Source organism: Ruegeria sp. CJ3 (genome assembly GCF_056536725.1).
Map to the genome: position 1 here is coordinate 21,600 of NZ_JBQFQE010000006.1, position 22,029 is coordinate 43,628.

17 protein-coding genes and 1 tRNA gene are annotated in these 22,029 nt (G+C 60.3%); 8 read left to right on the forward strand and 10 right to left on the reverse strand.

Annotated elements, in window-relative coordinates:
- Both cimA and cysS read right to left on the reverse strand, forming a co-directional pair.
- Positions 1 to 1,635, reverse strand: a complete 1,635-nt coding sequence (gene cimA / locus ACR0J1_RS12095) for a citramalate synthase (protein WP_480733071.1) — start codon at positions 1,633 to 1,635, stop codon at positions 1 to 3.
- Entirely contained in the window at positions 1,632 to 3,032 is a 1,401-nt protein-coding gene (gene cysS / locus ACR0J1_RS12100; protein ID WP_480733072.1) for a cysteine--tRNA ligase, read from the reverse strand. The genes cimA and cysS overlap by 4 nt, the downstream gene beginning before the upstream one ends.
- A gap of 266 nt (positions 3,033 to 3,298) precedes the next feature.
- Between cysS and ACR0J1_RS12105 the strand changes: the two genes are divergently transcribed.
- Entirely contained in the window at positions 3,299 to 4,492 is a 1,194-nt protein-coding gene (locus ACR0J1_RS12105) for a pyridoxal phosphate-dependent aminotransferase (RefSeq protein WP_480733073.1), read from the forward strand.
- A 2-nt stretch (positions 4,493 to 4,494) separates the two neighbouring features.
- Here the strand turns inward: ACR0J1_RS12105 and ACR0J1_RS12110 are convergent, their stop codons facing one another.
- Positions 4,495 to 5,013, reverse strand: a complete 519-nt coding sequence (locus ACR0J1_RS12110) for an outer membrane protein (protein WP_480733074.1) — start codon at positions 5,011 to 5,013, stop codon at positions 4,495 to 4,497.
- Between the two features lie 408 nt (positions 5,014 to 5,421).
- Between ACR0J1_RS12110 and ACR0J1_RS12115 the strand changes: the two genes are divergently transcribed.
- The gene (locus tag ACR0J1_RS12115; protein ID WP_480733075.1) at positions 5,422 to 6,966 is read left to right on the forward strand and encodes a trimethylamine methyltransferase family protein; all 1,545 of its coding nucleotides are present in this window, start codon (positions 5,422 to 5,424) and stop codon (positions 6,964 to 6,966) included.
- 54 nt (positions 6,967 to 7,020) lie between these two features.
- Here ACR0J1_RS12115 and ACR0J1_RS12120 read toward each other — a convergent pair whose 3' ends face one another.
- Both ACR0J1_RS12120 and ACR0J1_RS12125 read right to left on the reverse strand, forming a co-directional pair.
- Entirely contained in the window at positions 7,021 to 7,266 is a 246-nt protein-coding gene (locus tag ACR0J1_RS12120; RefSeq protein WP_480733076.1) for an EF-hand domain-containing protein, read from the reverse strand.
- 542 nt (positions 7,267 to 7,808) lie between these two features.
- Positions 7,809 to 11,426, reverse strand: coding sequence for a vitamin B12-dependent ribonucleotide reductase (locus ACR0J1_RS12125; protein WP_480733077.1), 3,618 nt, complete (start codon positions 11,424 to 11,426; stop codon positions 7,809 to 7,811).
- A gap of 544 nt (positions 11,427 to 11,970) precedes the next feature.
- On the opposite strand from ACR0J1_RS12125, the gene ACR0J1_RS12130 reads away from it, so the two are divergent.
- Positions 11,971 to 12,405 (forward strand): hypothetical protein, encoded by a 435-nt coding sequence (locus ACR0J1_RS12130; protein WP_480733078.1) that lies wholly within the window; start codon positions 11,971 to 11,973, stop codon positions 12,403 to 12,405.
- Between the two features lie 6 nt (positions 12,406 to 12,411).
- On the opposite strand, the gene ACR0J1_RS12135 is transcribed toward ACR0J1_RS12130, so the two are convergent.
- The 4 genes from ACR0J1_RS12135 to pdxH all read right to left on the reverse strand — a co-directional run bounded on the left by ACR0J1_RS12135 (position 12,412) and on the right by pdxH (position 14,261).
- Positions 12,412 to 12,488, reverse strand: a tRNA-Pro gene (locus ACR0J1_RS12135).
- Between the two features lie 43 nt (positions 12,489 to 12,531).
- The gene (locus ACR0J1_RS12140; protein WP_480733079.1) at positions 12,532 to 12,999 is read right to left on the reverse strand and encodes a DUF192 domain-containing protein; all 468 of its coding nucleotides are present in this window, start codon (positions 12,997 to 12,999) and stop codon (positions 12,532 to 12,534) included.
- 7 nt (positions 13,000 to 13,006) lie between these two features.
- Positions 13,007 to 13,534: a cold-shock protein gene (locus ACR0J1_RS12145; RefSeq protein WP_480733080.1), complete on the reverse strand. Its 528-nt coding sequence runs from the start codon at positions 13,532 to 13,534 to the stop codon at positions 13,007 to 13,009.
- 121 nt (positions 13,535 to 13,655) lie between these two features.
- Entirely contained in the window at positions 13,656 to 14,261 is a 606-nt protein-coding gene (pdxH, locus tag ACR0J1_RS12150; protein ID WP_480733081.1) for a pyridoxamine 5'-phosphate oxidase, read from the reverse strand.
- A gap of 135 nt (positions 14,262 to 14,396) precedes the next feature.
- On the opposite strand from pdxH, the gene fabI reads away from it, so the two are divergent.
- The 5 genes from fabI (at position 14,397) to trpE (ending at position 20,390) form a co-directional block, all read left to right on the forward strand.
- Positions 14,397 to 15,203: an enoyl-ACP reductase FabI gene (gene fabI / locus ACR0J1_RS12155; RefSeq protein WP_480733082.1), complete on the forward strand. Its 807-nt coding sequence runs from the start codon at positions 14,397 to 14,399 to the stop codon at positions 15,201 to 15,203.
- A gap of 3 nt (positions 15,204 to 15,206) precedes the next feature.
- Positions 15,207 to 15,716 (forward strand): xanthine phosphoribosyltransferase, encoded by a 510-nt coding sequence (gene gpt, locus ACR0J1_RS12160; protein ID WP_480733083.1) that lies wholly within the window; start codon positions 15,207 to 15,209, stop codon positions 15,714 to 15,716.
- A gap of 61 nt (positions 15,717 to 15,777) precedes the next feature.
- Positions 15,778 to 16,953 carry an aminotransferase gene (locus ACR0J1_RS12165; protein WP_480733084.1) on the forward strand — a complete coding sequence of 392 codons (1,176 nt, stop codon included), beginning with the start codon at positions 15,778 to 15,780 and terminating at the stop codon, positions 16,951 to 16,953.
- 71 nt (positions 16,954 to 17,024) lie between these two features.
- On the forward strand, positions 17,025 to 18,866 hold the full coding sequence (locus ACR0J1_RS12170) for a peptidyl-prolyl cis-trans isomerase (protein WP_480733085.1): 1,842 nt from the start codon (positions 17,025 to 17,027) through the stop codon (positions 18,864 to 18,866).
- 12 nt (positions 18,867 to 18,878) lie between these two features.
- Complete coding sequence (trpE, locus tag ACR0J1_RS12175) at positions 18,879 to 20,390, forward strand: anthranilate synthase component I (RefSeq protein WP_480733086.1); 1,512 nt, start codon at positions 18,879 to 18,881, stop codon at positions 20,388 to 20,390.
- A 31-nt stretch (positions 20,391 to 20,421) separates the two neighbouring features.
- Here trpE and ACR0J1_RS12180 read toward each other — a convergent pair whose 3' ends face one another.
- A complete protein-coding gene (locus tag ACR0J1_RS12180) occupies positions 20,422 to 21,963 on the reverse strand; it encodes a divergent polysaccharide deacetylase family protein (protein WP_480733087.1) in 1,542 nt (513 codons plus the stop codon).
- Positions 21,964 to 22,029: the final 66 nt, after the last annotated feature.

The window sequence follows — 22,029 nt, forward strand, 5'->3', positions numbered from 1 at the left end:
TTATTCGGCAGCGGCGGAGCGCGGTGCGCAATCGCTCACCAGTTTCCACTGGATCGCATCCAGCAGAGCCTCAAACGAGGCGTCGATTATGTTCGCACTCACCCCGACAGTGGACCAGCGCCGCCCCTGCCCGTCCTCGCTATCGATGATCACGCGGGTCACCGCCTCGGTCCCGCCTTGGGTGATGCGCACCTTGAAGTCGACCAGCCGCATATCCGCCAGTATCTGCGAATACTGCCCCAGATCCTTGGCCAAGGCCTTCGCCAAAGCGTTCACTGGACCCCGATCGCTGCCGTCTTCATCCAGCGATTCACTAACCGACAGTTTCTTCTCACCGTCTACTCTCACAACAACAACCGCCTCAGACAGGCTGACCATCTTGTTGTATTTGTTCTTCCGGCGCTCAACAGTCACCTTATAACGCTTGACCTCGAAGAATTCGGGCAGCTGCCCCAGCTCATCCCGCGCCAGCAGCTCAAAACTGGCCTGCGCGGTGTCATAGGAATAGCCCTCAGCCTCCCGCAGTTTGATCCGTTCAAGGATACGCCCCAACGCCGGATCGCCCGCGTCGACAGTCAGTCCCGCATCGTTCAGACGCTTGCGCAGGTTCGACTGCCCGGCCTGGTTCGACATCGGAATGATGCGCGCATTGCCGACGCTTGCCGGGTCGATATGCTCATAGGTCGACGGGTCCTTGAGGATCGCGCTGGCATGCAGCCCGGCCTTATGCGCAAAGGCCGAAGCCCCGACATAAGCGCTCTGCTTGCTGGGCACGCGGTTGAGGATATCGTCCAGCATCCGGCTGATCCGCGTCAGCCCGGCCAACGCCTCGGGCTTCACCCCGATCTCATAGCGCGAGGCATAGGGCTCTTTGAGCATCAGCGTGGGGATCAGAGCGGTCAGGTTGGCGTTGCCGCACCGCTCGCCCAATCCGTTCAGCGTGCCCTGCACCTGCCGTGCGCCAGCATCGATGGCGGCCAGAGAACACGCCACCGCATTCTCGGTGTCGTTATGTGTATGAATGCCCAGCCGATCCCCGGGCAGACCGGCGGCAATCACCTCAGACACGATGCGCCCAACCTCGGCAGGCAGGGCACCGCCATTGGTGTCGCACAAAACGACCCACCGCGCGCCGGCATCCAGCGCGGCCCGGCAGACCTCAACCGCGTATCCGGGATTGTCCTTGTAGCCGTCAAAGAAGTGCTCGGCATCGAACAAAGCCTCGCGCCCCTGCGCCACGATATGCGCGACCGAGGCCCGGACGTTTTCGGTGTTCTTCTCCAGTGCGATGCCAAGCGCATCCGTCACATGGTAGTCATGCGACTTCCCGACCAGACAGACCGCGGGCGTCCCGGCATTCATCACTGCGGCCAGCACGTCATCATTCTCGGCCGACCGCCCCGCGCGCTTGGTCATCCCAAACGCGGTCAAACAGGCCGCCGTCTTGGGCGCCGCCTCAAAGAACGCACTATCCGTCGGGTTCGCGCCGGGCCAGCCGCCCTCGATGTAATCCACCCCCAACGCATCCAGCGCCTGCGCAATCTGCACCTTCTCGGCGGTCGAAAACTGCACGCCCTGCGTTTGCTGCCCGTCCCGCAAGGTGGTGTCGTAGAGGTAAAGACGCTCTTTGCTCATCCGACCCCCTCCAACTTGGCGGGATCGAAACCGGCACCGGGCACCAGTTCCACGCCCTCCTTACTCATCCGGACCTCCAGCCCGGCGGCAACATACGCGGCCTTTAAGCGATCAACTTCCGAGAAATCCTTGGATTGCATCGCAGCCGCCCGCGCCTCGGCCAGTCTTTCGGCATGAGACGACAGATCGACTGAGCCCGTCTCCGCCCACTCGCCCATCTCATCGGTCAATAACCCGACCACCTGCGCGCTCGCCAACAAAGACGCAGCATCGCCCTCTGCCGCCAAACGGTGCAGCTCTGCAATGGCACCTGCGGTGTTCAGATCATCACCAAGCGCCGCGATGACGGCAGGGGCCGCGTTGGCGGCGGGCTCAATGCCCGCTGTCAGCGCCCGCCACTTGCGCAACGTCGCCTCGGCCTCGCGCGCCTTCTTCTCGGTCCAGTCCATCGGCTTGCGATAATGGGTCTGCAGGAACACAAAGCGGATCACTTCACCCGGTACTCCCTGATCCAAAAGATCATGGACGGTGAAGAAATTGCCCAGCGATTTGGACATCTTCTTGCCTTCAACCTGCAGCATCTCATTGTGCATCCAGACACGCGCGAATTCACCATGCGGGTGGGCGCATTTGCTCTGCGCTATCTCGTTCTCATGGTGCGGGAACATCAGATCATTCCCGCCGCCATGAATGTCAAAGCTCTCACCCAGTAACTCATAGCTCATGGCCGAGCATTCAATATGCCAACCCGGACGCCCCCTGCCCCACGGACTTTCCCAGCCGGGCAATTCATCGGTCGAGGGCTTCCACAGCACAAAATCCATCGGGTTCTTCTTGTAAGGCGCGACCTCAACCCGCGCGCCCGCGATCATGTCATCGACCGAGCGCCCCGACAGCGCGCCGTAATCGTCCTTCCAGCTATCCACGGCAAACAGCACATGCCCCTCGGCGGCATAAGCATGCCCCTTGGCCATCAGGTCTCCGATCATCGCGATCATCTGTGCGATGTACTGCGTGGCACGCGGCATCTCATCGGGTTCCATCGCGCCCAGAGCACCCATGTCATGCAGATACCAGCCAATGGTTTCGTCCGAACGCTCTTGCACCAACTGCTCCAATGACCCCGCGGCTCCGGCCTGTTTACGCGCCAGAGCCGTCGCGTTGATCTTGTCGTCCACATCGGTGAAATTGCGCACATAGGTCACATGATCCGCGCCGTAGACGTGGCGCAACAACCGGTAGAGCACGTCAAACACCACCACAGGTCGCGCGTTCCCCAAATGGGCGCGGTCATAGACCGTCGGGCCACAGACATACATCCGCACATTGCTGGGATCGATCGGCGCGAAATCCTCTTTCGCCCGTGTCCTCGTGTTGTGCAGTTTGATCGTCGTCATCGGCTCGTGCTCCTGAAACAGCATATACGTCACGCATTGGCGCGGGCTTAGCAACTTGTCTCAGGGATGAAAACGAAAGAAACCGGCCCGCTTGATAAATCAGCAGGGAATGCAGCAGATAATGATGCAAGTTTTCCGGTTCATGCGCCCTGACTAGCACGGGTTCAGCGCCCCGCCAAGCCCTGAGTTCGGTCCCGGGTGCCGCGACGAAGCCGATTGACAAGACCCCGCCGCTCTGCCCCATTTCGGGTCAAGGGAGGCGCGCCATGAAACTATCGCATCGCATCACGCATCTGACCGGCGGCGGATCGGACGGGTGGGACGTGTTCTATCGCGCCCGCCAGATGATCGCAGAAGGCCATGCCGTCACCGAGTTGACCATTGGCGAGCATGATATCGGCACTGATCCCTCGATTCTGGCGGCGATGGATGCTTCGGCACGCGAAGGCCATACCGGCTATGCCATGGTACCCGGCACCGATCTGCTGCGCGATACGGTTGCTGCACGTGTCCAAATGCGCACTGGCGTCAGAACCACCCGGGACAATGTGATGATCACGCCGGGCGGTCAGGCCGCGCTGTTTGCTGCGCATACGGCCCTATGCGATCCCGGTGATGTGGGTCTTTATCTCGACCCCTATTATGCCACCTATCCCGGCACCATCCGAGGGGCCGGAGCCATCGCCCGCCCCATCGCGACCCGTGCCGAGGACGCCTTCCAGCCGCGCGCCGAGGATATCGACGCCGCAGCCGACGGTGCTGTTTCTCTGCTGATCAACACCCCGAACAACCCGACCGGAGTGGTCTATTCAACTGAAACCCTCTCGGCCATCGCTGAGCTATGCCAACGACGCGATCTTTGGCTCATTTCGGATGAGGTCTATGACACGCAGGTCTGGGACGGCACCCATCTTTCGCCGCGCGCCCTGCCCGGTATGGCCGAGCGCACGCTGGTCATCGGGTCAATGTCGAAATCTCACGCCATGACCGGCTCGCGCTGTGGCTGGATCGTCGCCCCGGAAGAGGTCACCGACCATCTGATCAACCTCGCCACCCACACCACCTATGGCGTCCCGGGGTTCATTCAGGACGCCGCCAGTTATGCCCTAAGTGCCGGCTCCGATCTTGAAAACCAAATAGCCGAGCCCTTTCGCCGCCGCCGTGCGCTGGCGCTGGACATTCTGGCCGCACAGCAGACGGTGAGCCTGATCCCGGCCCAGGGTGCGATGTACCTGATGCTCGACATCCGAGCGACGGGCCTCAGCGGCGAAGCCTTTGCCGACGCCTTGCTGGACACACACGCGATTGCGGTCATGCCCGGCGAAAGTTTCGGTGCCGCCGCAGCCGGACACATCCGCGTCGCGATGACGATCGCCGATGACAAGTTCGTCGCGTCGTTGAAGTTGCTCTGTGACCTGGCCGGGCAGTTAGCCAAGCGGGCGGAAACCGCGACCGGTTAGGATCAGAACCGGAATGTCGTCCGTAAATTGAAGACGTTGGCGTCCAGATTGCTGCCCGAGTTCGGAATGTCGTCGAAACTCTGCCGCAAGGCCTCGCCGCTGATGACAAACCGTTCGCCCAGAGGATAGGCAACCCCGATTCCATAGACAGCAGCGGTATCACTGTCGCCAGAGGTGCTGGCCCGTGCGGTACCGACCACGACATACCCCAGCGCCGAGCCAAAATCATAGCCGCCGCGCAGTTTCAGCCGCGTGAGACTGTCCAGACTGCCCTCGGACTGACCCAGATCAAGGTTCAGGCGGTTATATTCAAGTTCGCCCCCTAGGACGAAATTGCCGAAATCGTAATCATATCCGATATGAGGGCCAAAGCCGAAATCGTTTCCACCGGCCCCGCCCGAGCCATCCGCATCGGCATAGCCAAAGCTGAACCCCGCATAAGCACCGGTCCAATCCTCAGCACTCACCGGGCCCGCTCCGATCAGCAGCGCTGCGGCGACTATGGCCAGCTTTGATTTCATTCAGACCTCCGAACATATGATGCCGGTCGGGGCGGATTGCGGGGCGACTTTGGCAGCAGCTCCCTGACTTCTGACTTAAACTTACAAGCTTTGGTTAAATAACTATGTACAGCGTAACAGGTTTTTAGCCCCACGGGAAAGAACATTTGATCACGCGTTCTTGGGCGCATGTGGGGCACCCGATCGATCCGGAACGGCAAACAGAGGTCGCAAACAGAGTAGATTGTGCCGCATAGTGTTGAAACACTTTGAGTTAGGAAACCGAGGACGCCAATGCAGAACGAGGTCTGGAAGATCTGCCTGATCAGCCGCACCATTGGGGCAGATCGCGGGCGTGCGGCACGGGGCAGACCGGCCCATCTTGACCGCGCCTGAACACCTGTTTCTGCTTCAAATCCGGACCTTTCCATGAATGATCAAACCCGCACTTCATCCCGCAGCGGCGGCCGCGCCGCCCGCCGCGCTGCGCGCGCTGCAGCCCTGCCCGAACATATGCGCCCCGTCCGTCCGGGCATGGAGGGTGGCACCTACAAGCCGCTGAGTGCGCCTGATGTCGAGAAAATCCATCTTGCAGCGCTGAAAGCGCTTGAAACCATAGGGTTAGCAGACGCTCCTCAGAGCGGGATTGACTACCTTCTGGCGGCCGGATGCACGCTTGGAGATGACGGGCGTATCCGTTTTCCTGCTGCGCTCGTCGAGGATACGTTGGCACGTGCCAACCGATCCGTGACCCTCTACAGCCGCGACGGGCACACGGACCTAGACCTCTCGGGCAACCGGGTGCATTACGGCACCGCGGGGGCTGCGGTGCATATGGTCGACGTAACCGGACGAGAGTATCGTGACTCGACGGTTCAGGACCTGCATGATGCCGCGAAGATTTGCGAGCAGTTGGATAATATCCACTTTGTCCAGCGCCCCATGGTGTGCCGGGACATCACTGACAATCTCGAGATGGACCTGAACACCATCTATGCCTGTTGCTCGGGCACATTCAAACATATCGGGACCTCCTTCACCGACCCCAGCTACGTCTCGCAAGCCGTTGAAATGCTGCACATGATTGCAGGTGGAGAAGACGCGTGGCGCGCCCGGCCTTTCGTGTCGAACTCGAACTGTTTCGTGGTGCCACCTATGAAATTCGCCACCGAAAGCTGCCAGGTAATGGAGGAATGTATCAAAGCCGGATTGCCCGTTCTGCTGCTGTCTGCAGGCATGGCGGGCGCAACCGCGCCTTCGACCATCGCTGGCGCAATCACGCAGGCCACCGCCGAATGCCTTGCCGGACTGGTTTATGTAAACGCCATAAGCCCTTGTGCCTCCGCGGTTTTTGGCACATGGCCCTTTGGTTTGGACCTGCGTACCGGCGCTATGTCTGTGGGGTCCGGAGAGCAGGCGCTGCTCAGCGCCGGTTGCGCGCAGATGCACGAGTTCTACGACCTGCCGGGTGGTGCAGCTGCGGGAGCATCGGATTCGAAACTGCCCGACATGCAGGCCGGATGGGAGCAGATGTGTTCGAACATCATGGCCGGGCTTTCAGGCACAAATATGATCTATGAGGCGGCAGGGATGCATTCCTCTCTGCTGGGTTTTTGCCATGAATCCCTGATCTTAGGGGACGATCTTATCGGGCAGGCGCAGCGTTGTGTGCGGGGGATCGAAGTTACCGACGAGACTCTGGCTTTGGATCAGATGGCCGAGGTGTGCTTGGGTGGACCGGGGCATTATCTGGGCACGGATGCCACGCTGGGGCGAATGCAGACAGATTATGTCTATCCAACACTTGGCGACCGGACATCACCCAAGGAATGGGCCGAGTTGGGAAAACCAGATTTGGTCGAAAAAGCCATTGCCCGGAAGGAGGAGATTCTGTCGGCCCCCTCGAACGCCCGATTTGACCCGCTTCTGGACGCGGACCTGCGTCGCAAGTTTAACATTCACTTGACGTCCTAATACACTGAAAGCAGGCGGCCCAAAGCAGTTCGGGCCGCCCTTCTTTGAGGTGATCTACCCGTTGGACGGCGGCAGCAATCCTGCCTCCTGCGCAACGGCAACTTCATCCTGATCCAGCGCGCCGTCGCCATTCGCATCCATCTGTGCGAATCCTTCGGCATCAACATCAGGCACAACCACCTGAACCTCTTCGATAGTCAAAACTCCGTCGCCATTGGTGTCAGCCGAGCTTTGGGCAAGCCCTGTGACCGGCAGTCCAAAAGCCAGGGCAGAGACGATTACCAGTTTCTTCGATTCCATTTTATGCCTCCTGAGTGTGTTTTCTTGAGTGTCTGTGTCCGGACAGAGGTTAAGAAATGGCCATTCCCCGGTTACGTCACCCGCTCTGCTTGAAATTACAGCGCCCGCGCCAATCTCCGCGTGTTTGACAGAGTCGCGTCTGCGGACCATCGCCGGACGAAATGGATATGGTGCGTATCGGCGGGACTTGCCCTATGCGACCGGGATGATCCGGCAAGGCCCTGCTCAGACAACCGACTCGGGGTTGAAAAAGAAAGGGGGCCGAAGCCCCCTGTCAGTTTCGCCTTCCAGGCTCATTTCGTTGACCGCCCGGTGTTTTTTTGCCTGCGGCCTGGACTGCGCATGGGACGAGCGCACCCGCCCCGTGAGAGAGTGGGAAAGAGCAATATTCCGCCCCACCCTGTTCCCGACCAACACGGGCATGTCGGTCGAGTGGAAAAAGGCATCGATGGTAAGTCTCAGCGCCTTTCTCCGTGTTCGTCGGGGTCGGTACCTGTGGCAGCTATCCGACCCCTGCACCCCGGGTTGCCGGGGGGCTAAACTCAGCTACACCCGCTTGTCGCGCCGCAGGTGTTGCATTTCATGCAGGTGCCATTGCGCACCAGCGTGTAGTTTCCGCATTCGCCGCAGGGATCGCCCTCGTACCCCTGCATCTTGGCCTTGGTCCGTGCGTCCATACCGGTTGCAACCGCCGTTTCAGCAGGTGCTTCGAATGCGGCTGCGGTTTCGGCCATGCCGGTCACATCGGCCTGACCACCATTGAAGACCATCAGGTCCTGCGGCAGGCGCTTGCGCAGATAGCCGGTCGAGCTGATTTGTTTCAGCACTTCCAATGACTTGGTCGCCGCGCTTTCACTGATTTCCGACACATTCGACAGACCGTCTTCTTCGCCCCGACCCAGATCGTCAAAGGTTGCACCTTCTGGTTTCACATGGGCCAGATCGGTGCGGTCCAGATAGCTGACGGCCAGTTCGCGGAAGATATAGTCCAGGATCGACGTCGCGTTCTTGATCGAGTCATTGCCCTGCACCATCCCAGCCGGTTCGAACTTGGTGAAGGTGAAGGCATCAACGAACTCCTCCAGCGGTACGCCATATTGCAGGCCGACCGAGACAGCGATGGCAAAGTTGTTCATCATCGCCCGGAAGCCAGCGCCTTCCTTGTGCATATCGATGAAAATCTCGCCCAGCTTGCCGTCTTCGAACTCACCGGTGCGCAGATAGACCTTGTGGCCGCCGACGATTGCCTTCTGGGTATAGCCCTTGCGGCGATGCGGCAGTTTCTCGCGATGGCTGCGGATCATTTCCTTGACCACAACCTTCTCGATCACCTTCTCGGCCAGAACGACAGCTTTTTCCTGCGTCGAGCCACTTTCCAGCACTTCCGCCGCCTCGTCGTCATCCTCGACAAGCGCCGCCGCCAGAGGCTGCGACAGTTTTGAACCATCACGATAGAGCGCATTGGCCTTCACACCCAACGACCAGCTGAGTTCGTAGGCCTTCTGGCAATCCTCGATGGTCGCATCATTCGGCATGTTGATCGTTTTGCTGATCGCACCCGAGATGAAGCTCTGCGCTGCCGCCATCATGGTGATATGGCTATCAACCCCAAGGAAACGCTTGCCTTTCTTGCCGCACGGGTTGGCGCAGTCGAAGATCGAATAGTGCTCTTCCTTCAGATGTGGCGCGCCTTCCAGAGTCATGGTTCCGCAGACGTGATCGTTGGCCGCGTCGATATCCGCCTTGGTAAAGCCCAAATGACGCAGCAGGTCGAATGTCGGGTCATTCAGCTTGGTCGCCGGGATGCCCAGAACGCCGGTGCAGAAATCCTCGCCCAGCGTCCACTGGTTGAACACGAACCGGATGTCGAACGCGCTTTCCAGCGCGGCGTCCACCTTGGCCAGTTCGTTCGGGCCGAAGCCATGACCGGTCAGCGAAGTGTGGTTGATTCCCGGCGCGTTGCCGATGGTGCCGTGGCCGACCGCATAACCAACGATCTCTTCGATCTGAGCCGAGGAATAGCCCAGTTTCTCCAGCGCCGACGGCACCGAACGGTTGATGATCTTGAAGTAACCGCCACCGGCCAGCTTCTTGAATTTCACCAGAGCAAAGTCCGGCTCGATCCCTGTGGTGTCGCAATCCATCACCAGACCAATCGTGCCGGTGGGCGCGATCACAGTGGCTTGCGCGTTGCGGTAGCCGTTCTTCTCACCAAGGCTCAGCGCCTCGTCCCAGGCGGACATGGCCAGATCGACCAGGCGTTTGTCCGGGCAGTTGCCGTGATCCAGTGGCACAGGCTTTACGGCCAGTTTCTCGTACCCCTCGGTCACCCCCTGCGACGCACGGCGATGGTTACGGATGACACGCAGCATGTGGTCTGCATTGCGCTCATAGCCTTTGAAGGTGCCCAATTCGCCAGCAATCTCAGCCGAGGTTGCATAGGCCACACCGGTCATGATCGCGGTTAGTGCACCGCAGATCGCCCGGCCCTCGTCCGAGTCATAGCTGTAGCCCATGTTCATCAGCAGGCCGCCAATGTTCGCATAGCCCAGACCCAAGGTGCGGAAGTCATAGGACAGCTGCGCGATTTCCTTCGACGGGAACTGCGCCATGGTCACCGAAATTTCCAACGTCAGGGTCCACAGGCGAGAAGCATGCATGTAGTCCGCCGCCTGGAACTCACCATCCTTCAGGAAGGTCAGCAGGTTCATCGACGCCAGATTACAGGCCGTGTCGTCCAGGAACATATACTCGGAACACGGGTTCGAACCGCGAATCTCGCCGTCTTCGGGGCATGTGTGCCATTCGTTGACCGTGTCGTGGAACTGGATGCCCGGATCGGCGCAGGCCCAGGCGGCGTGGCCGACCTTCTCCCAAAGATCGCGGGCCTTGACGGTTTTGGCGACCTTGCCGTCGGTGCGGTTGATCAGTTCCCAATCGGCGTCTTTCTCGACCGCAGTCAGGAACGCATTGGTCACGCGGATGGAGTTGTTCGAGTTCTGCCCCGAGACCGAGCTATAGGCTTCCGAATCCCAGTCCGTATCATAGGTCGGGAATTCGATGCTGTCGTGGCCCTGCTTGGCATAGTCCAGCACACGCTTAATGTAAGTCTCTGGGATCGCAACTCTTTTGGCCTCGCGTACCGCCTTTTTCAACGCGTCGTTCGCGCTCGGATCATAGGCATCATCCGCAGACCCATCCCAAGAACGAATGGCCTCGAAAATGCCGTTCAGCATCTTCTCGTGCATCTTCGATCCAGCAACGATCGAGGCCACTTTCTGCTCTTCGATCACCTTCCATTCGATGAATTGTTCGATATCGGGGTGATCTGCATCGACGATTACCATCTTTGCTGCTCGACGGGTTGTCCCGCCTGATTTGATCGCGCCAGCGGCGCGGTCGCCGATCTTGAGAAAGCCCATCAAGCCCGAGGATTTGCCACCACCCGACAGCGCCTCTCCCTCAGCCCGCAGGTGGCTAAAGTTGGTCCCTGTGCCCGAGCCGTATTTGAACAGGCGCGCTTCGCGGACCCACAGGTCCATGATGCCGCCCTCGTTCACCAGATCATCATCGACGGACTGGATGAAGCAGGCGTGCGGCTGCGGATGCTCGTAGGCGGATTTCGATTTGGTCAGCTTGCCGGTTTTGTAGTCGACATAGTGGTGCCCCTGCGCGGGACCATCGATCCCGTAAGCCCAATGGAGCCCAGTGTTGAACCATTGCGGCGAATTCGGCGCCGCGCGCTGGGTTGCCAGCATATAGCGCATCTCATCAAAGTAGGCGCGCGCGTCATCCTCGGTCGAGAAATAGCCGCCTTTCCAGCCCCAATAAGCCCACGCACCGGCCAGACGGTCAAACACCTGCTTCGAAGACGTCTCTCCATCGAATTCTGCGCCATCAGCAGGAATCGAGCGCCACAGGAATTCGGGCACGTCCTTCTCTTTGACTTTTTTCAGCTTGGATGGAACACCGGCCTTGCGGAAGTATTTCTGAGCGATAACGTCGCTGGCCACCTGGCTCCACTTGGCGGGAACTTCGATCTCGTCCAGACGGAAGACGATGGTACCATCCGGGTTGCGGATCTCAGAGGTTGCCGACACAAAATCCAGATCGGCATATGCATCCTGTCCCGGTTTGGTGAATTTTCTTTCAATCTTCATGTCCGCTGCCCCAGCTTCAGGTTGTCCAAAATTCTCAACGCCGGCACCAAATCTTGTGTTGCGGGGTGCCGCCCGCACGACCGACGCGATCAGGGCACAAAGGACCGGACGCTGCGTATCGCAGCGCGGGACCGCAAATACGGTCGCACGTCATACTGTATTGTTTTCCGTCCCTCGCCCGAATGCCGCCTCTGGCCTATATCTACCAGATTTTGTGGCTCGCCTCTCGGTCCATACAACTTGACGTATACACCCATAGCTGGTCAACGGGCTTTTTCGTCCATTTTACAAATCTTTTGGCTTGACCCCGTTCGCTGAACCGGCGGGAAACCGCCGGTCGGCGATTCCTCCACAGGCAGGTCATGCGCGCCGACTAGGCCGGACACCGAAGTCCCAAACTGATTTCCCGTTTTGAACGCCACAGTTACGCAGGGTTGATCCGGCGGCACACCATTAAGCAACCCGTCAGAGAATCATCGTCACCCCCGCCAACCCCGTGCCATAGTTGCGATGTTGTGTTTTTTGCCCGGGACCCGTTTTAGCCATGCGCCTGCTTTTTCTGCTGCCTCTTCTGGCCCTGATCGTGTCCTGCACATCACAGGACGTGCCGCCCGCGTCGCGCAGCGCACAATTCCCCGACTATCCACAAAACCTGTTCCGCAGCTTCAAGACCGACTGCGCCGGCCCCGGCGACAGTTACAGGAAGACCAGTTCGAACAGCGTGGAATGCCGCGAGGCCCTTTCGCCCGAGGCGACGGCCTATCTGATTCTCAATTTCGATGGGTATCCGCAGAACCTGCCGCAGATCGTAACCCGCCTGAGTTCCAGTAAGAATCAGGCCGGGTACCGGGTGGACGCCGAGTTGTTCTTTCTTGTGCCGCAAAAAGACGGCAAGACCGTCAGGATACCCGTGGAAAGCAAGGATCTGGATCGGGATTTCTCACGGCTTTATGCCGATTTCGGTGGAACGCCAATATGATGGAAGTGGTCGGGGCGGCAGGATTCGAACCTACGACCCCCTGTACCCAAAACAGGTGCGCTACCAGACTGCGCCACGCCCCGGACCGTGCGCCTTCCTAAACGTGGTGGTTTGATTTGAAAAGCCCTAACAGGGCCAAATCGCGGGACCTTGCGAAAAAACTTGGTGGCGCATCTGAGTTCCCGGACGAAGAGCATAGCGCTCGGCCAGACCAGCGTTGATTTCCAACACGGCGTAAACCGAATCGCCGCCCTCGATCGGAGTCAGGTCGCCGGGAATGGCCCCCTTATGAACACGCGTCACGGTTCCAGTGCGATCGACGAAAATCATATCCAGCGGAATCAGCGTGTTCTTCATCCAAAATGCCACCGGTTGTGGCGGGTCAAAGATGAACAGCATCCCTGACCGGCTTGGCATGGTTTCCCGAAACATCAAACCGCGCGACCGTTCTTGCGGCGTTACTGCCAGTTCGATGTCAAACCGGACCTGCGCCAGATCGTTTCGCAACTCAACCCGGTCGGCACGGCATTCCGCACGGGCCGCCCCGCCGGACATAGCCGCAACAACCCCAAGAACTGCCACGAATTTCTTCATCTGAAGTTCAGCCGCCCAAGGCCGCTTCCCAGGCCAGAACCTGTGCCGCCATCCGCCCGCGCTTGCCGTCAATAACGCGCATCGCCAGCGCCTCGCCCGGTTGCAGATCGGCCAGCCCGGAACGACGCAACACCTCGATGTGCAAGAAGACATCCTCGCTGCTGCCGAATACGTTGGCAAAGCCAAAGCCCTTGCCCTTGTCGAACCACTTGACCCGCGCCGCTTCGAGCGGAGCGCTGCCGATCACGTTGGGATCAAGCTCGGCAAAGTCAGCCAGCATCATGGTTTCGGTCCGCACGGGCGGATCAATGCTGACAACCTCGACCGCCTGAACACCGCGGTCGGTCTTGTGCGTCATGATCTCGATGCCCGCACCATCGGCGACCGAGCTCTGCCCGAAATTCCGCAACACATTGACGTGCAACAGAATATCCGGACCGCCTTCGTCGGACACAACAAATCCGTACCCCTTGGCGGGGTCGAACCATTTAACGTGTCCACGGACGCGATACATGCTGTTCAGATCTTCCGGCACTGTTTTCCCATTACGATGAAAGGCGGGTCGTTAAGGGTCTGTTGTTTATGGTATTGGTCCGCAAATTCAAGCTGAAAAAAGCCTTTGTTTGCTGGCCTTTGCATTTCACGATACGCGAGAGTCATGGATTCAGCCTCTGCACTTGCCATTCGGAATCAGGGTTGCCCCGACGCCACTGAAACCTGTCGTGCAACCGAAAGGCCCCATCGGCCCAGAATTCGATCTCGACCGGCGTCAGACGGTATCCGCCCCAGAATTCAGGGCGCGGCGGGTTCGGTCCCAGCTTGGCTGTTACTTTTGCCACATCCGCCATCAGCGATGCCCGGCTTTTCAGCGGCTGCGACTGGTGTGATGCCCAAGCACCCAACCGGCTTTTGAGCGACCGAGATGCATAATACTCATCAGCTTTTGGCCCGTCTTCCCGGGTGATTGTACCACGAACGCGAATTTGACGCCGCAACGATTTCCAGTGCATCACAAACGCGGCCTTGCCGGTGGAGCCCAGTTCCTCGGCCTTGGCGCTTTTGTAGTTGGTATAGAATACAAACGCGTCCGGTTCGATCTCTTTCAGCAGAACCATCCGGACATTAGGCAAACCTTCCTTATCGACGGTTGCCAGCGCAATCGCATTCGGATCGTTCGTCTCGGTCTTTTCCGCCTCGGCCAGCCACCGCTCCGCAATTTCAAACGGATCGGTTCCGGCAAAGATGCCACTGCGCTCGTTCATTTCCATCCCCTGGAAACAATTGTTTCCGACCCTAAGGCGAGAAGCCGCTGCGGGCAAGAGGACATGGCCTTGATGCAGGCCAATCAATGGCATAAACCAACCGAAAGTAACGCGACGACAGGCGGAGAACCGAAGATGTCAAATCAGTTGATGGCCGGAAAACGCGGCCTCATCATGGGACTGGCCAATGACAAATCAATCGCATGGGGAATCGCCCGCGCCTTGTCCGATGCCGGGGCCGAGCTGGCCTTTTCCTATCAGGGCGATGCCCTGAAGAAACGCGTCGACCCGCTGGCGGCGCAACTGGGCAGCGAGATCGTCCTGCCCTGCGATGTCAGCGACGAAGAGTCCATCGACGGGCTGTTCACTGCGCTGGAACAGAAATGGGGCAAGCTCGATTTCGTTGTTCACGCCATTGGCTTTTCCGACAAGAACGAACTGCGTGGCCGCTATGTCGACACCAGCCGTTCCAATTTCAGCCTGACCATGGATGTGTCGGTCTACTCCTTCACCGCCGTCATGCAGCGGGCTGAAAAGCTGATGACCGAAGGCGGCAGCGCCATCACACTCACCTATTACGGGGCCGAGCAAGTGATGCCGCACTATAATGTCATGGGTGTCGCCAAGGCCGCGCTGGAAGCGTCGGTCAAATACCTGGCCGAAGATCTCGGCAAGGACGGCATCCGCGTCAACGCGATCTCGGCGGGCCCGATCAAGACGCTGGCGGCAAGTGGCATCGGCGACTTCCGCTATATCATGAAGTGGAACGAGTATAACTCGCCCCTGCGCCGCAACGTGACCATCGACGATGTTGGCAACTCCGCGCTCTACTTGCTATCCGATCTGTCCAGCGGTGTGACCGGAGAGAACCTGCATGTGGATTCGGGCTATCACATCGTCGGCATGAAAGCCGTTGACGCACCAGACGTTGAAAAGGGTTAAACCATGAGCGCCAAGGACCGCCTGCCCCACGAAAAAGGCTTTCACATCAGCTGGGATCAGATTCACCGCGACTCGCGCGCGCTGGCATGGCGGCTGGACGGGCAAGGCCCCGACGATGGCGCATGGCGCGCCGTCGTGGCCATCACCCGCGGCGGCATGGCGCCCGCGATGATCGTCAGCCGTGAACTCGACATTCGCACCGTCGATACGGTCAGCGTGAAATCCTACCACCATCAGGCACAGGGCGAGGCCGAGGTGCTCAAGGCCCCCAACGCCGATCTGATGGGCGATGGCACCGGCGTCCTGATCATCGATGATTTGGTCGACAGCGGCAAAACGCTGGAACTGGTGCGCGAAATGTACCCCAAGGCCCATTTCGCCACCGTCTACGCGAAACCCAAAGGCCGCCCGATGGTCGACACCTACATCACCGAGGTCTCTCAGGACACATGGATCTTCTTCCCGTGGGATATGGCATTGCAATATGTCGAACCCTATCGGGGCACTGACTGATCCTTCTTCTGTTCAAAAATACTTCGGAGCGCGAGGCAGAGCCTCGCAAATTGGTCACACCATGACACAGACCCGCACCAGCGCCACCTTCCCCCCTCCGGTGATGGAGGCGCGCCGCTGGCTGGATGGGGTTACCTTCCCAGACGACCGGCCCCTGATCAATGTCAGCCAGGCCGCCCCGGTCGACCCGCCGCCGCTGGCGCTGCGTCAGGCCATGGCCGATTTCGCCGTCTCTCAGGACAGCGCGCACCTGTACGGACCGGTTCTGGGAAATGATGACCTGCGGGCCGAGCTTGCCGCGCAGATCAGCACCCATTACGCCGCACAGATCGCGGCCGATCAGATCGCCATCACCTCGGGCTGCAATCAGGCGTTCTCGGCGGTCGTTTCGGCCATCACCGATCAGGGGGATGAGGTCATCCTGCCGACCCCATGGTATTTCAACCATAAAATGTGGCTGGATATGGCCGGGGTCACCGCAATCGATCTGCCCACCGGCGACGATCTTCTGCCCGACCCCGACAAGGCCCGCGCGCTGATCACCGACAAAACCCGTGCAATCGCTTTGGTCACGCCGAACAATCCCGGCGGCGTGGAATATCCAGCCGAGCTGGTGCGCGCTTTCTATGATCTTGCACAGGAAACCGGCCTGTACCTGCTGGTAGATGAAACCTACCGCGATTTCGACAGCCGCAGCGGCCCCCCTCACGCACTGTTCCAGCAACACGCGTGGGACGACTCGCTTGTCCATCTCTATTCCTTCTCGAAAGCCTACCGCCTGACCGGCCACCGCGTCGGGGCGCTTGCCACTAATCCGGCCCTGCTGGCCGAGATCGAGAAATTCCTCGATACCGTGGCCATCTGCCCCGGCCAGATCGGACAGTTCGCCGCGCTCTGGGGGATGCAGAACCTGTCGCAATGGGTCGCCGGTGAGCGGGATGAAATCCTAGACCGCCGCGCCGCGATCGCCGACGGGATGCCGCGCCTTGCGGACAAGGGCTGGCGTCTGCTGGGATTGGGGGCCTATTTCGCCTATCTCGAACACCCGTTCGACATGCCCTCGGACGAATTGGCGAAACGTCTGGTGGCCGATGCGGGTGTGCTGCTGTTGCCTGGCACCATGTTCATGCCCCAACATGACGCCGCCGGACAACGGCAGGTCCGCATCGCATTTGCCAATCTCGACCGCGCCGGAATCGCGCAATTGTTCGACCGGCTGGAAACCCTCACCTTCTAAGCTTGCCCCCCGGCGACGCGCATCGTATTCAGGGCCGCAACCGACAGGGCAGACATAACCAAGAGGGCACCATGGCCGCAGGCGTAAAAAAGCTATCCAAAACCTTTGTCTGGATTCTCATGGGCCTTCTGATGCTGGGCCTTGCAGGTTTTGGCGCAACCAGCCTGACCGGCACAGTGCGTACCGTCGCTCAGGTGGGCGACGAAAGTGTTTCGGTTGACGAATACTTCCGCGAGTTGCAGCGCGAAATCCGCGCAGTTGAGGCACAGACCGGCCAACCGATGCAAATCTCGCAGGCGCATGATCTGGGTCTGGATCAACTGGCGCTGTCCCGGCTTGTTGCGCTGGCTGCGCTGGACAACGAGGTCGGTCAGCTTGGCATCTCGATCGGTGACGAAAATCTGCAGCGCGAGATCGTGCAGATCCCCTCGTTCCAAGGCGTCGATGGCACGTTCGACCGCGAAGCCTATCGCTTTCAACTGGATCAGGTCGGCATGTCCGACACCGAGTTCGAATCGGACCTGCGCAAGGAATCTGCCCGCACCATCGTTCAAGGCGCTGTCATGAGCGGTGTCGAAATGCCCCGCACCCTGACCGAGGCCCTGTCGAACTATGTCCTTGCCCGCCGCAGCTTTACCGTCGCCACCCTGTCCTCAGACGCTCTGGAAACCCCTGTGGCGCAACCGACGGACGCACAGGTGCAGGCTTACTATGATGAGAATGCCGACCGCTTCACCCTGCCCCGCACCAAGCGCCTGACCTATGCCATCCTGTCGCCCGAGATGCTGGTGGATAGTGTCGAGGTTGATGAGGATGCGCTGCGCCGCCTCTACGATCAGCGCTCGGACCAATATAATCAGCCCGAGCGTCGTCTGGTCGAACGCCTGCCTTATCCCAGCGAAGCCGAGGCAACCGAAGCACTGGCGCAACTGGAAGTCGGCGGCGCGGATTTTGAACAGCTGGTGCGGGATCGTCAGCTGGAACTCAGCGATGTCGATCTGGGTGACGTGACCCGCGAAGACCTTGGCGAGGCTGCAGACCGCGTATTCGCGGCCGAGATCGACGAGGTTGTAGGCCCGCTGCCGTCGCTCTTTGGTCCCGCCCTGTTCCGCGTGAACGGCTCACTGGCCGAAAACATAGTGACCTTCGAAGACGCCGAGCCTGAGCTGCGCGAAGAGCTGGCCGCTGATCGCGCCCGCCGCCAGATCGAGGCACAGGCCGAAGATATCAACGACCTGCTGGCCGGTGGTGCCACGCTGGAAGAACTGACCGGCGAGACCGAGATGGAGTTGGGTCAGATCGACTGGACCCAGCAAAGTGACGAAGGCGTCGCCGCCTATAACGGCTTCCGCGAGGCGGCCCTGGCCGTACAAGACGGCGATTTCCCCGAGATCGCCTTCCTCGAAGATGGTTCCATCTTTGCCCTGCGCCTGAACGAAGTGCTGCCGCAGCGCCCCGAGCCGCTCGACAGCGCGCGGCCCCGGGTTGCGGGCGCATGGGTGCAGGACGAGATCGCGAAAGCGTTGCAAAATCAGGCCAATACGGTTCTGACACAACTGGCGGTCGACGGCGACTTCACCGCGACCGGCTTGCCGTTCCGCGTCGAAAATGCCCTGACCCGTACTGCTTTTCTTGACGACGTTCCGGCCGATTTCATGACCCAGGTCTTTGAAATGGAGCCCGGCGAACTGCGCGTTATCCCCGGCACCGGCACCGCCCTGATCGTGCGGTTGGACGAGGAACTGCCCCCCGCAGAAACCGACGAGCAGCGTCAGATGCAGGATGCCTTGGCCGCGCAGCTCAATCAGGCGCTGGCGCAGAACATTTTCGATATCTACGTGCGCAACGCCCAGACCCGCGCGCGCCCGGTGGTGGATCAGCAAGCGCTGAACGCAGTCCGGGCCAGCTATTAAGCGAGACCTCTGATGGCCCTGACCCCGGATTATGACAGCTTCGCGCGCGCCTATGACGCGGGCGAAAATCAGGTTGTCTATACCCGCCTCGCCGCCGATCTGGACACGCCGGTTTCACTGATGCTCAAGTTGACGGGCGCGCAGAAAGACGCGTTCATGCTGGAATCCGTGACAGGCGGAGAAGTGCGCGGGCGCTATTCGATCATCGGCATGAAGCCCGATCTGGTCTGGCGCTGTCACGGCGAGACGTCCGCGCTGAACCGATCCGCCCGTTTCGATGCCGAGGCGTTCGAGCCGCAGGACGGCAACCCGATGGACAACCTGCGCGACCTGCTGGCCGAAAGCCGCATCGCGCTGCCGGATGATCTGCCTCAGGCTGCTGCGGGGCTGTTCGGCTATCTGGGCTATGACATGGTGCGGCTGGTTGAGTATCTACCGGACGTGAATCCCGATCCGCTGGGCCTGCCCGACGCGATCATGCTGCGCCCATCGGTCATCGCCGTATTGGATGGCGTAAAGGGCGAGGTTACCGTGGTCTCACCCGCCTGGGTCAGTGAAGGCCAATCCGCCAAGGCGGCCTATGCACAAGCTGCTGAGCGTGTGATGGATGCGGTGCGCGATCTGGAACGCGCCATGCCCGCCGAGACCCGCGATCTGGGTGAGGCGATTGAAGTCGGTCCTCCGGCCTCGAATTTCACCAAGTCGGGCTATATGGAGGCGGTCGAAAAGGCCAAGGAATATATCCGCGCGGGCGATATCTTTCAGGTCGTCCCGGCGCAACGCTGGACGCAGGATTTCCCGCAGCCGCCCTTTGCCTTGTACCGATCGCTGCGGCGCACCAACCCGTCGCCCTTCATGTTCTATTTCAACTTTGGCGGCTTTCAGGTTGTCGGGGCCAGCCCGGAAATCCTCGTGCGTGTCTTCGGCAACGAAGTCACCATCCGACCCATCGCAGGCACCCGCCCACGCGGCGCAACGCCCGAGGAAGACAAGGCCAATGAAGTCGATCTGCTGGCCGACCAGAAAGAGCTGGCCGAGCATCTGATGCTGCTGGATCTGGGGCGCAACGATACCGGTCGTGTCTCGAAAATCGGCACCGTGCGCCCCACCGAAGAGTTCATCATCGAACGCTACAGCCACGTGATGCATATCGTATCAAACGTGGTCGGAGAGTTGGCCGATGACAAAGACGCGCTGGACGCCTTCTTTGCCGGGATGCCAGCGGGCACCGTGTCAGGTGCGCCCAAGGTGCGCGCGATGGAGATCATCGACGAATTGGAACCCGAGAAACGCGGCATCTATGGCGGCGGGGTCGGCTATTTCAGCGCAGGCGGCGATATGGATATGTGCATTGCGCTACGAACGGCCATTGTGAAAGACCACAAGCTCTATATTCAGGCAGGCGGCGGTGTGGTCTATGACAGCGACCCCGAGGCGGAATACATGGAGACCGTGCACAAGTCGAACGCCATCCGCCGTGCGGCGGCAGATGCGGCGCGCTTTACCGGCAGCGGGAACAGCTAAGCACCGGACGACAGGGTCAATGCGACCCGCGTCACAAGCCCGAGTCGCCCTGCTGAACTTCATTCATCATCACAGCAGAGATCGGTGCCATCGCCACTCGGCTGCCGCGATCCTCAAGCCCCCACAACAGCAGGGCCGAGATCGTTTCAGGGCGCAGACGGCCCAGCATCACAACGGCCCCCTCCTGCCCGGCACGGAAGGCCGCCTGATCCAGGAATCGCCGCATGACCTTGGGGTCCTGCTTGGCCCCATCAAAGTCCCGGAACACAACACTCGAGGGGACGCCATTGCGCGCCGCCAGCTTCTGCACCGTGTTCAGACCATTATCCTGAGTGACTAGCCCGCGCCCGGTATCGCCCGCAATCACAGCGACCTGATCAGCCAGCTTGCGGTTGCCCTGGATACCCGAGCCGACGCCTTCGAGAATACCAACGGTGTCGGGCAGCTGATCCAGCCACACGGACAAGGACACTTCGGCATCCTGCGCGCTGGCGGCTTCGTGCATATCGATCAGAGCCAGTACTTCGAACCCGGCCTCGCGGTGGCGGGCCATCTTCTCGGCGGCATCAGGGTCCGACGGGCTGATGGCGAAGCTGAGCGGATATGGAAAATCCTGCAATGCCTCAACTCCGAACGCGCCTTCGTCATCGATCAGAACGATCGACATCAGAGGCTTGGCCTCGGGATTTTCAAAGCTGGCCGCGTGTTCCTCGATCGGCTTTTGCGCCACCGCAACCGGATCAGATGTCTCGGCGGGGGCATCGTCGCGCTCGGTCAGCGGCACCACCCGTTTGCCGATCAATCCGCCCGAGACCGTGGGACCATCGCCCCCGATCTGTGGCAACGCCAGAACGCGGGGCCGGACGACCGGGCGGGTATCTTCTTCCCCCTCAACCGCGATTGGATTGTCTTGAGGCGAGGCCTCAGGCTCGGCAACCGGTGCTTCGATGGCCTCTGATTCTTCCTTTGGCACCTCGGGCTGCAGGGCCGCGATCTGAGGTTCCTCCTCTGCGGGCACCTCTTCGATCACTTCGGGCTCTGGGGTTTGCTCGGGCTCTGGTGCCGGAGGCGCTTCGGCAAGCACCTCGGGATCGGCTTCTTGCAAAGGCGAATCCGGGACCGGAGCCGGTGCCGGAGGCGCAGCCGGCGCGTCGGTTTGGACCGTCACGGTCGTCGTCGAGCCGACTGCCGGAGCATCAGACGCAGCCGGTGCTGCGGCTGTTTCGGGGCGTTGACCTGGCTCTTGCTCGATCCCTGTCAGGGCATCAAGCGAATCCGTGTCCGAATCCGGGCTTTCCGGACCCGAGGGCGGCAGCTCGACCAGATCGGCATCAAGACCGGTATCGTCGACCTCGACAGGTTGCACAGGTGCCGGAGCCTCGGCCACCCGCGGTGCGTCCTCGGCCAACTCTGGTTTGCGCGACAAAGGGGCCGTCAGCGACAGAACAGCGCCCAAAGCCAGCACCGAGACCGCCCCGGCGATCAGTCCACCGTAAAATCCGCCCATCGAAATCTCGCCTTTCGCGTTGTTTCTTGCCTCGACCGCCCCGGCGCCATCTGCTGTGGCGCTCACCCGTACGACGTCAGTATCGGTATGTCCTCTTGACGCTGCCGCACAAGCCTGAGCATGTATGTTCCG

What these genes read in the sequence shown, in the direction of transcription:
- ACR0J1_RS12125 (WP_480733077.1), bottom strand. Translation starts at nt 11,426, where the DNA reads ATGAAGATTGAAAGAAAATTCACCAAACCGGGACAGGATGCATATGCC.
- ACR0J1_RS12105 (WP_480733073.1), top strand. Translation starts at nt 3,299, where the DNA reads ATGAAACTATCGCATCGCATCACGCATCTGACCGGCGGCGGATCGGAC.
- ACR0J1_RS12130 (WP_480733078.1), top strand. Translation starts at nt 11,971, where the DNA reads ATGCGCCTGCTTTTTCTGCTGCCTCTTCTGGCCCTGATCGTGTCCTGC.
- ACR0J1_RS12140 (WP_480733079.1), bottom strand. Translation starts at nt 12,999, where the DNA reads ATGAAGAAATTCGTGGCAGTTCTTGGGGTTGTTGCGGCTATGTCCGGC.
- pdxH (WP_480733081.1), bottom strand. Translation starts at nt 14,261, where the DNA reads ATGAACGAGCGCAGTGGCATCTTTGCCGGAACCGATCCGTTTGAAATT.
- gpt (WP_480733083.1), top strand. Translation starts at nt 15,207, where the DNA reads ATGAGCGCCAAGGACCGCCTGCCCCACGAAAAAGGCTTTCACATCAGC.
- cimA (WP_480733071.1), bottom strand. Translation starts at nt 1,635, where the DNA reads ATGAGCAAAGAGCGTCTTTACCTCTACGACACCACCTTGCGGGACGGG.
- ACR0J1_RS12120 (WP_480733076.1), bottom strand. Translation starts at nt 7,266, where the DNA reads ATGGAATCGAAGAAACTGGTAATCGTCTCTGCCCTGGCTTTTGGACTG.
- ACR0J1_RS12115 (WP_480733075.1), top strand. Translation starts at nt 5,422, where the DNA reads ATGAATGATCAAACCCGCACTTCATCCCGCAGCGGCGGCCGCGCCGCC.
- cysS (WP_480733072.1), bottom strand. Translation starts at nt 3,032, where the DNA reads ATGACGACGATCAAACTGCACAACACGAGGACACGGGCGAAAGAGGAT.
- ACR0J1_RS12110 (WP_480733074.1), bottom strand. Translation starts at nt 5,013, where the DNA reads ATGAAATCAAAGCTGGCCATAGTCGCCGCAGCGCTGCTGATCGGAGCG.
- ACR0J1_RS12165 (WP_480733084.1), top strand. Translation starts at nt 15,778, where the DNA reads ATGACACAGACCCGCACCAGCGCCACCTTCCCCCCTCCGGTGATGGAG.
- fabI (WP_480733082.1), top strand. Translation starts at nt 14,397, where the DNA reads ATGTCAAATCAGTTGATGGCCGGAAAACGCGGCCTCATCATGGGACTG.
- trpE (WP_480733086.1), top strand. Translation starts at nt 18,879, where the DNA reads ATGGCCCTGACCCCGGATTATGACAGCTTCGCGCGCGCCTATGACGCG.
- ACR0J1_RS12170 (WP_480733085.1), top strand. Translation starts at nt 17,025, where the DNA reads ATGGCCGCAGGCGTAAAAAAGCTATCCAAAACCTTTGTCTGGATTCTC.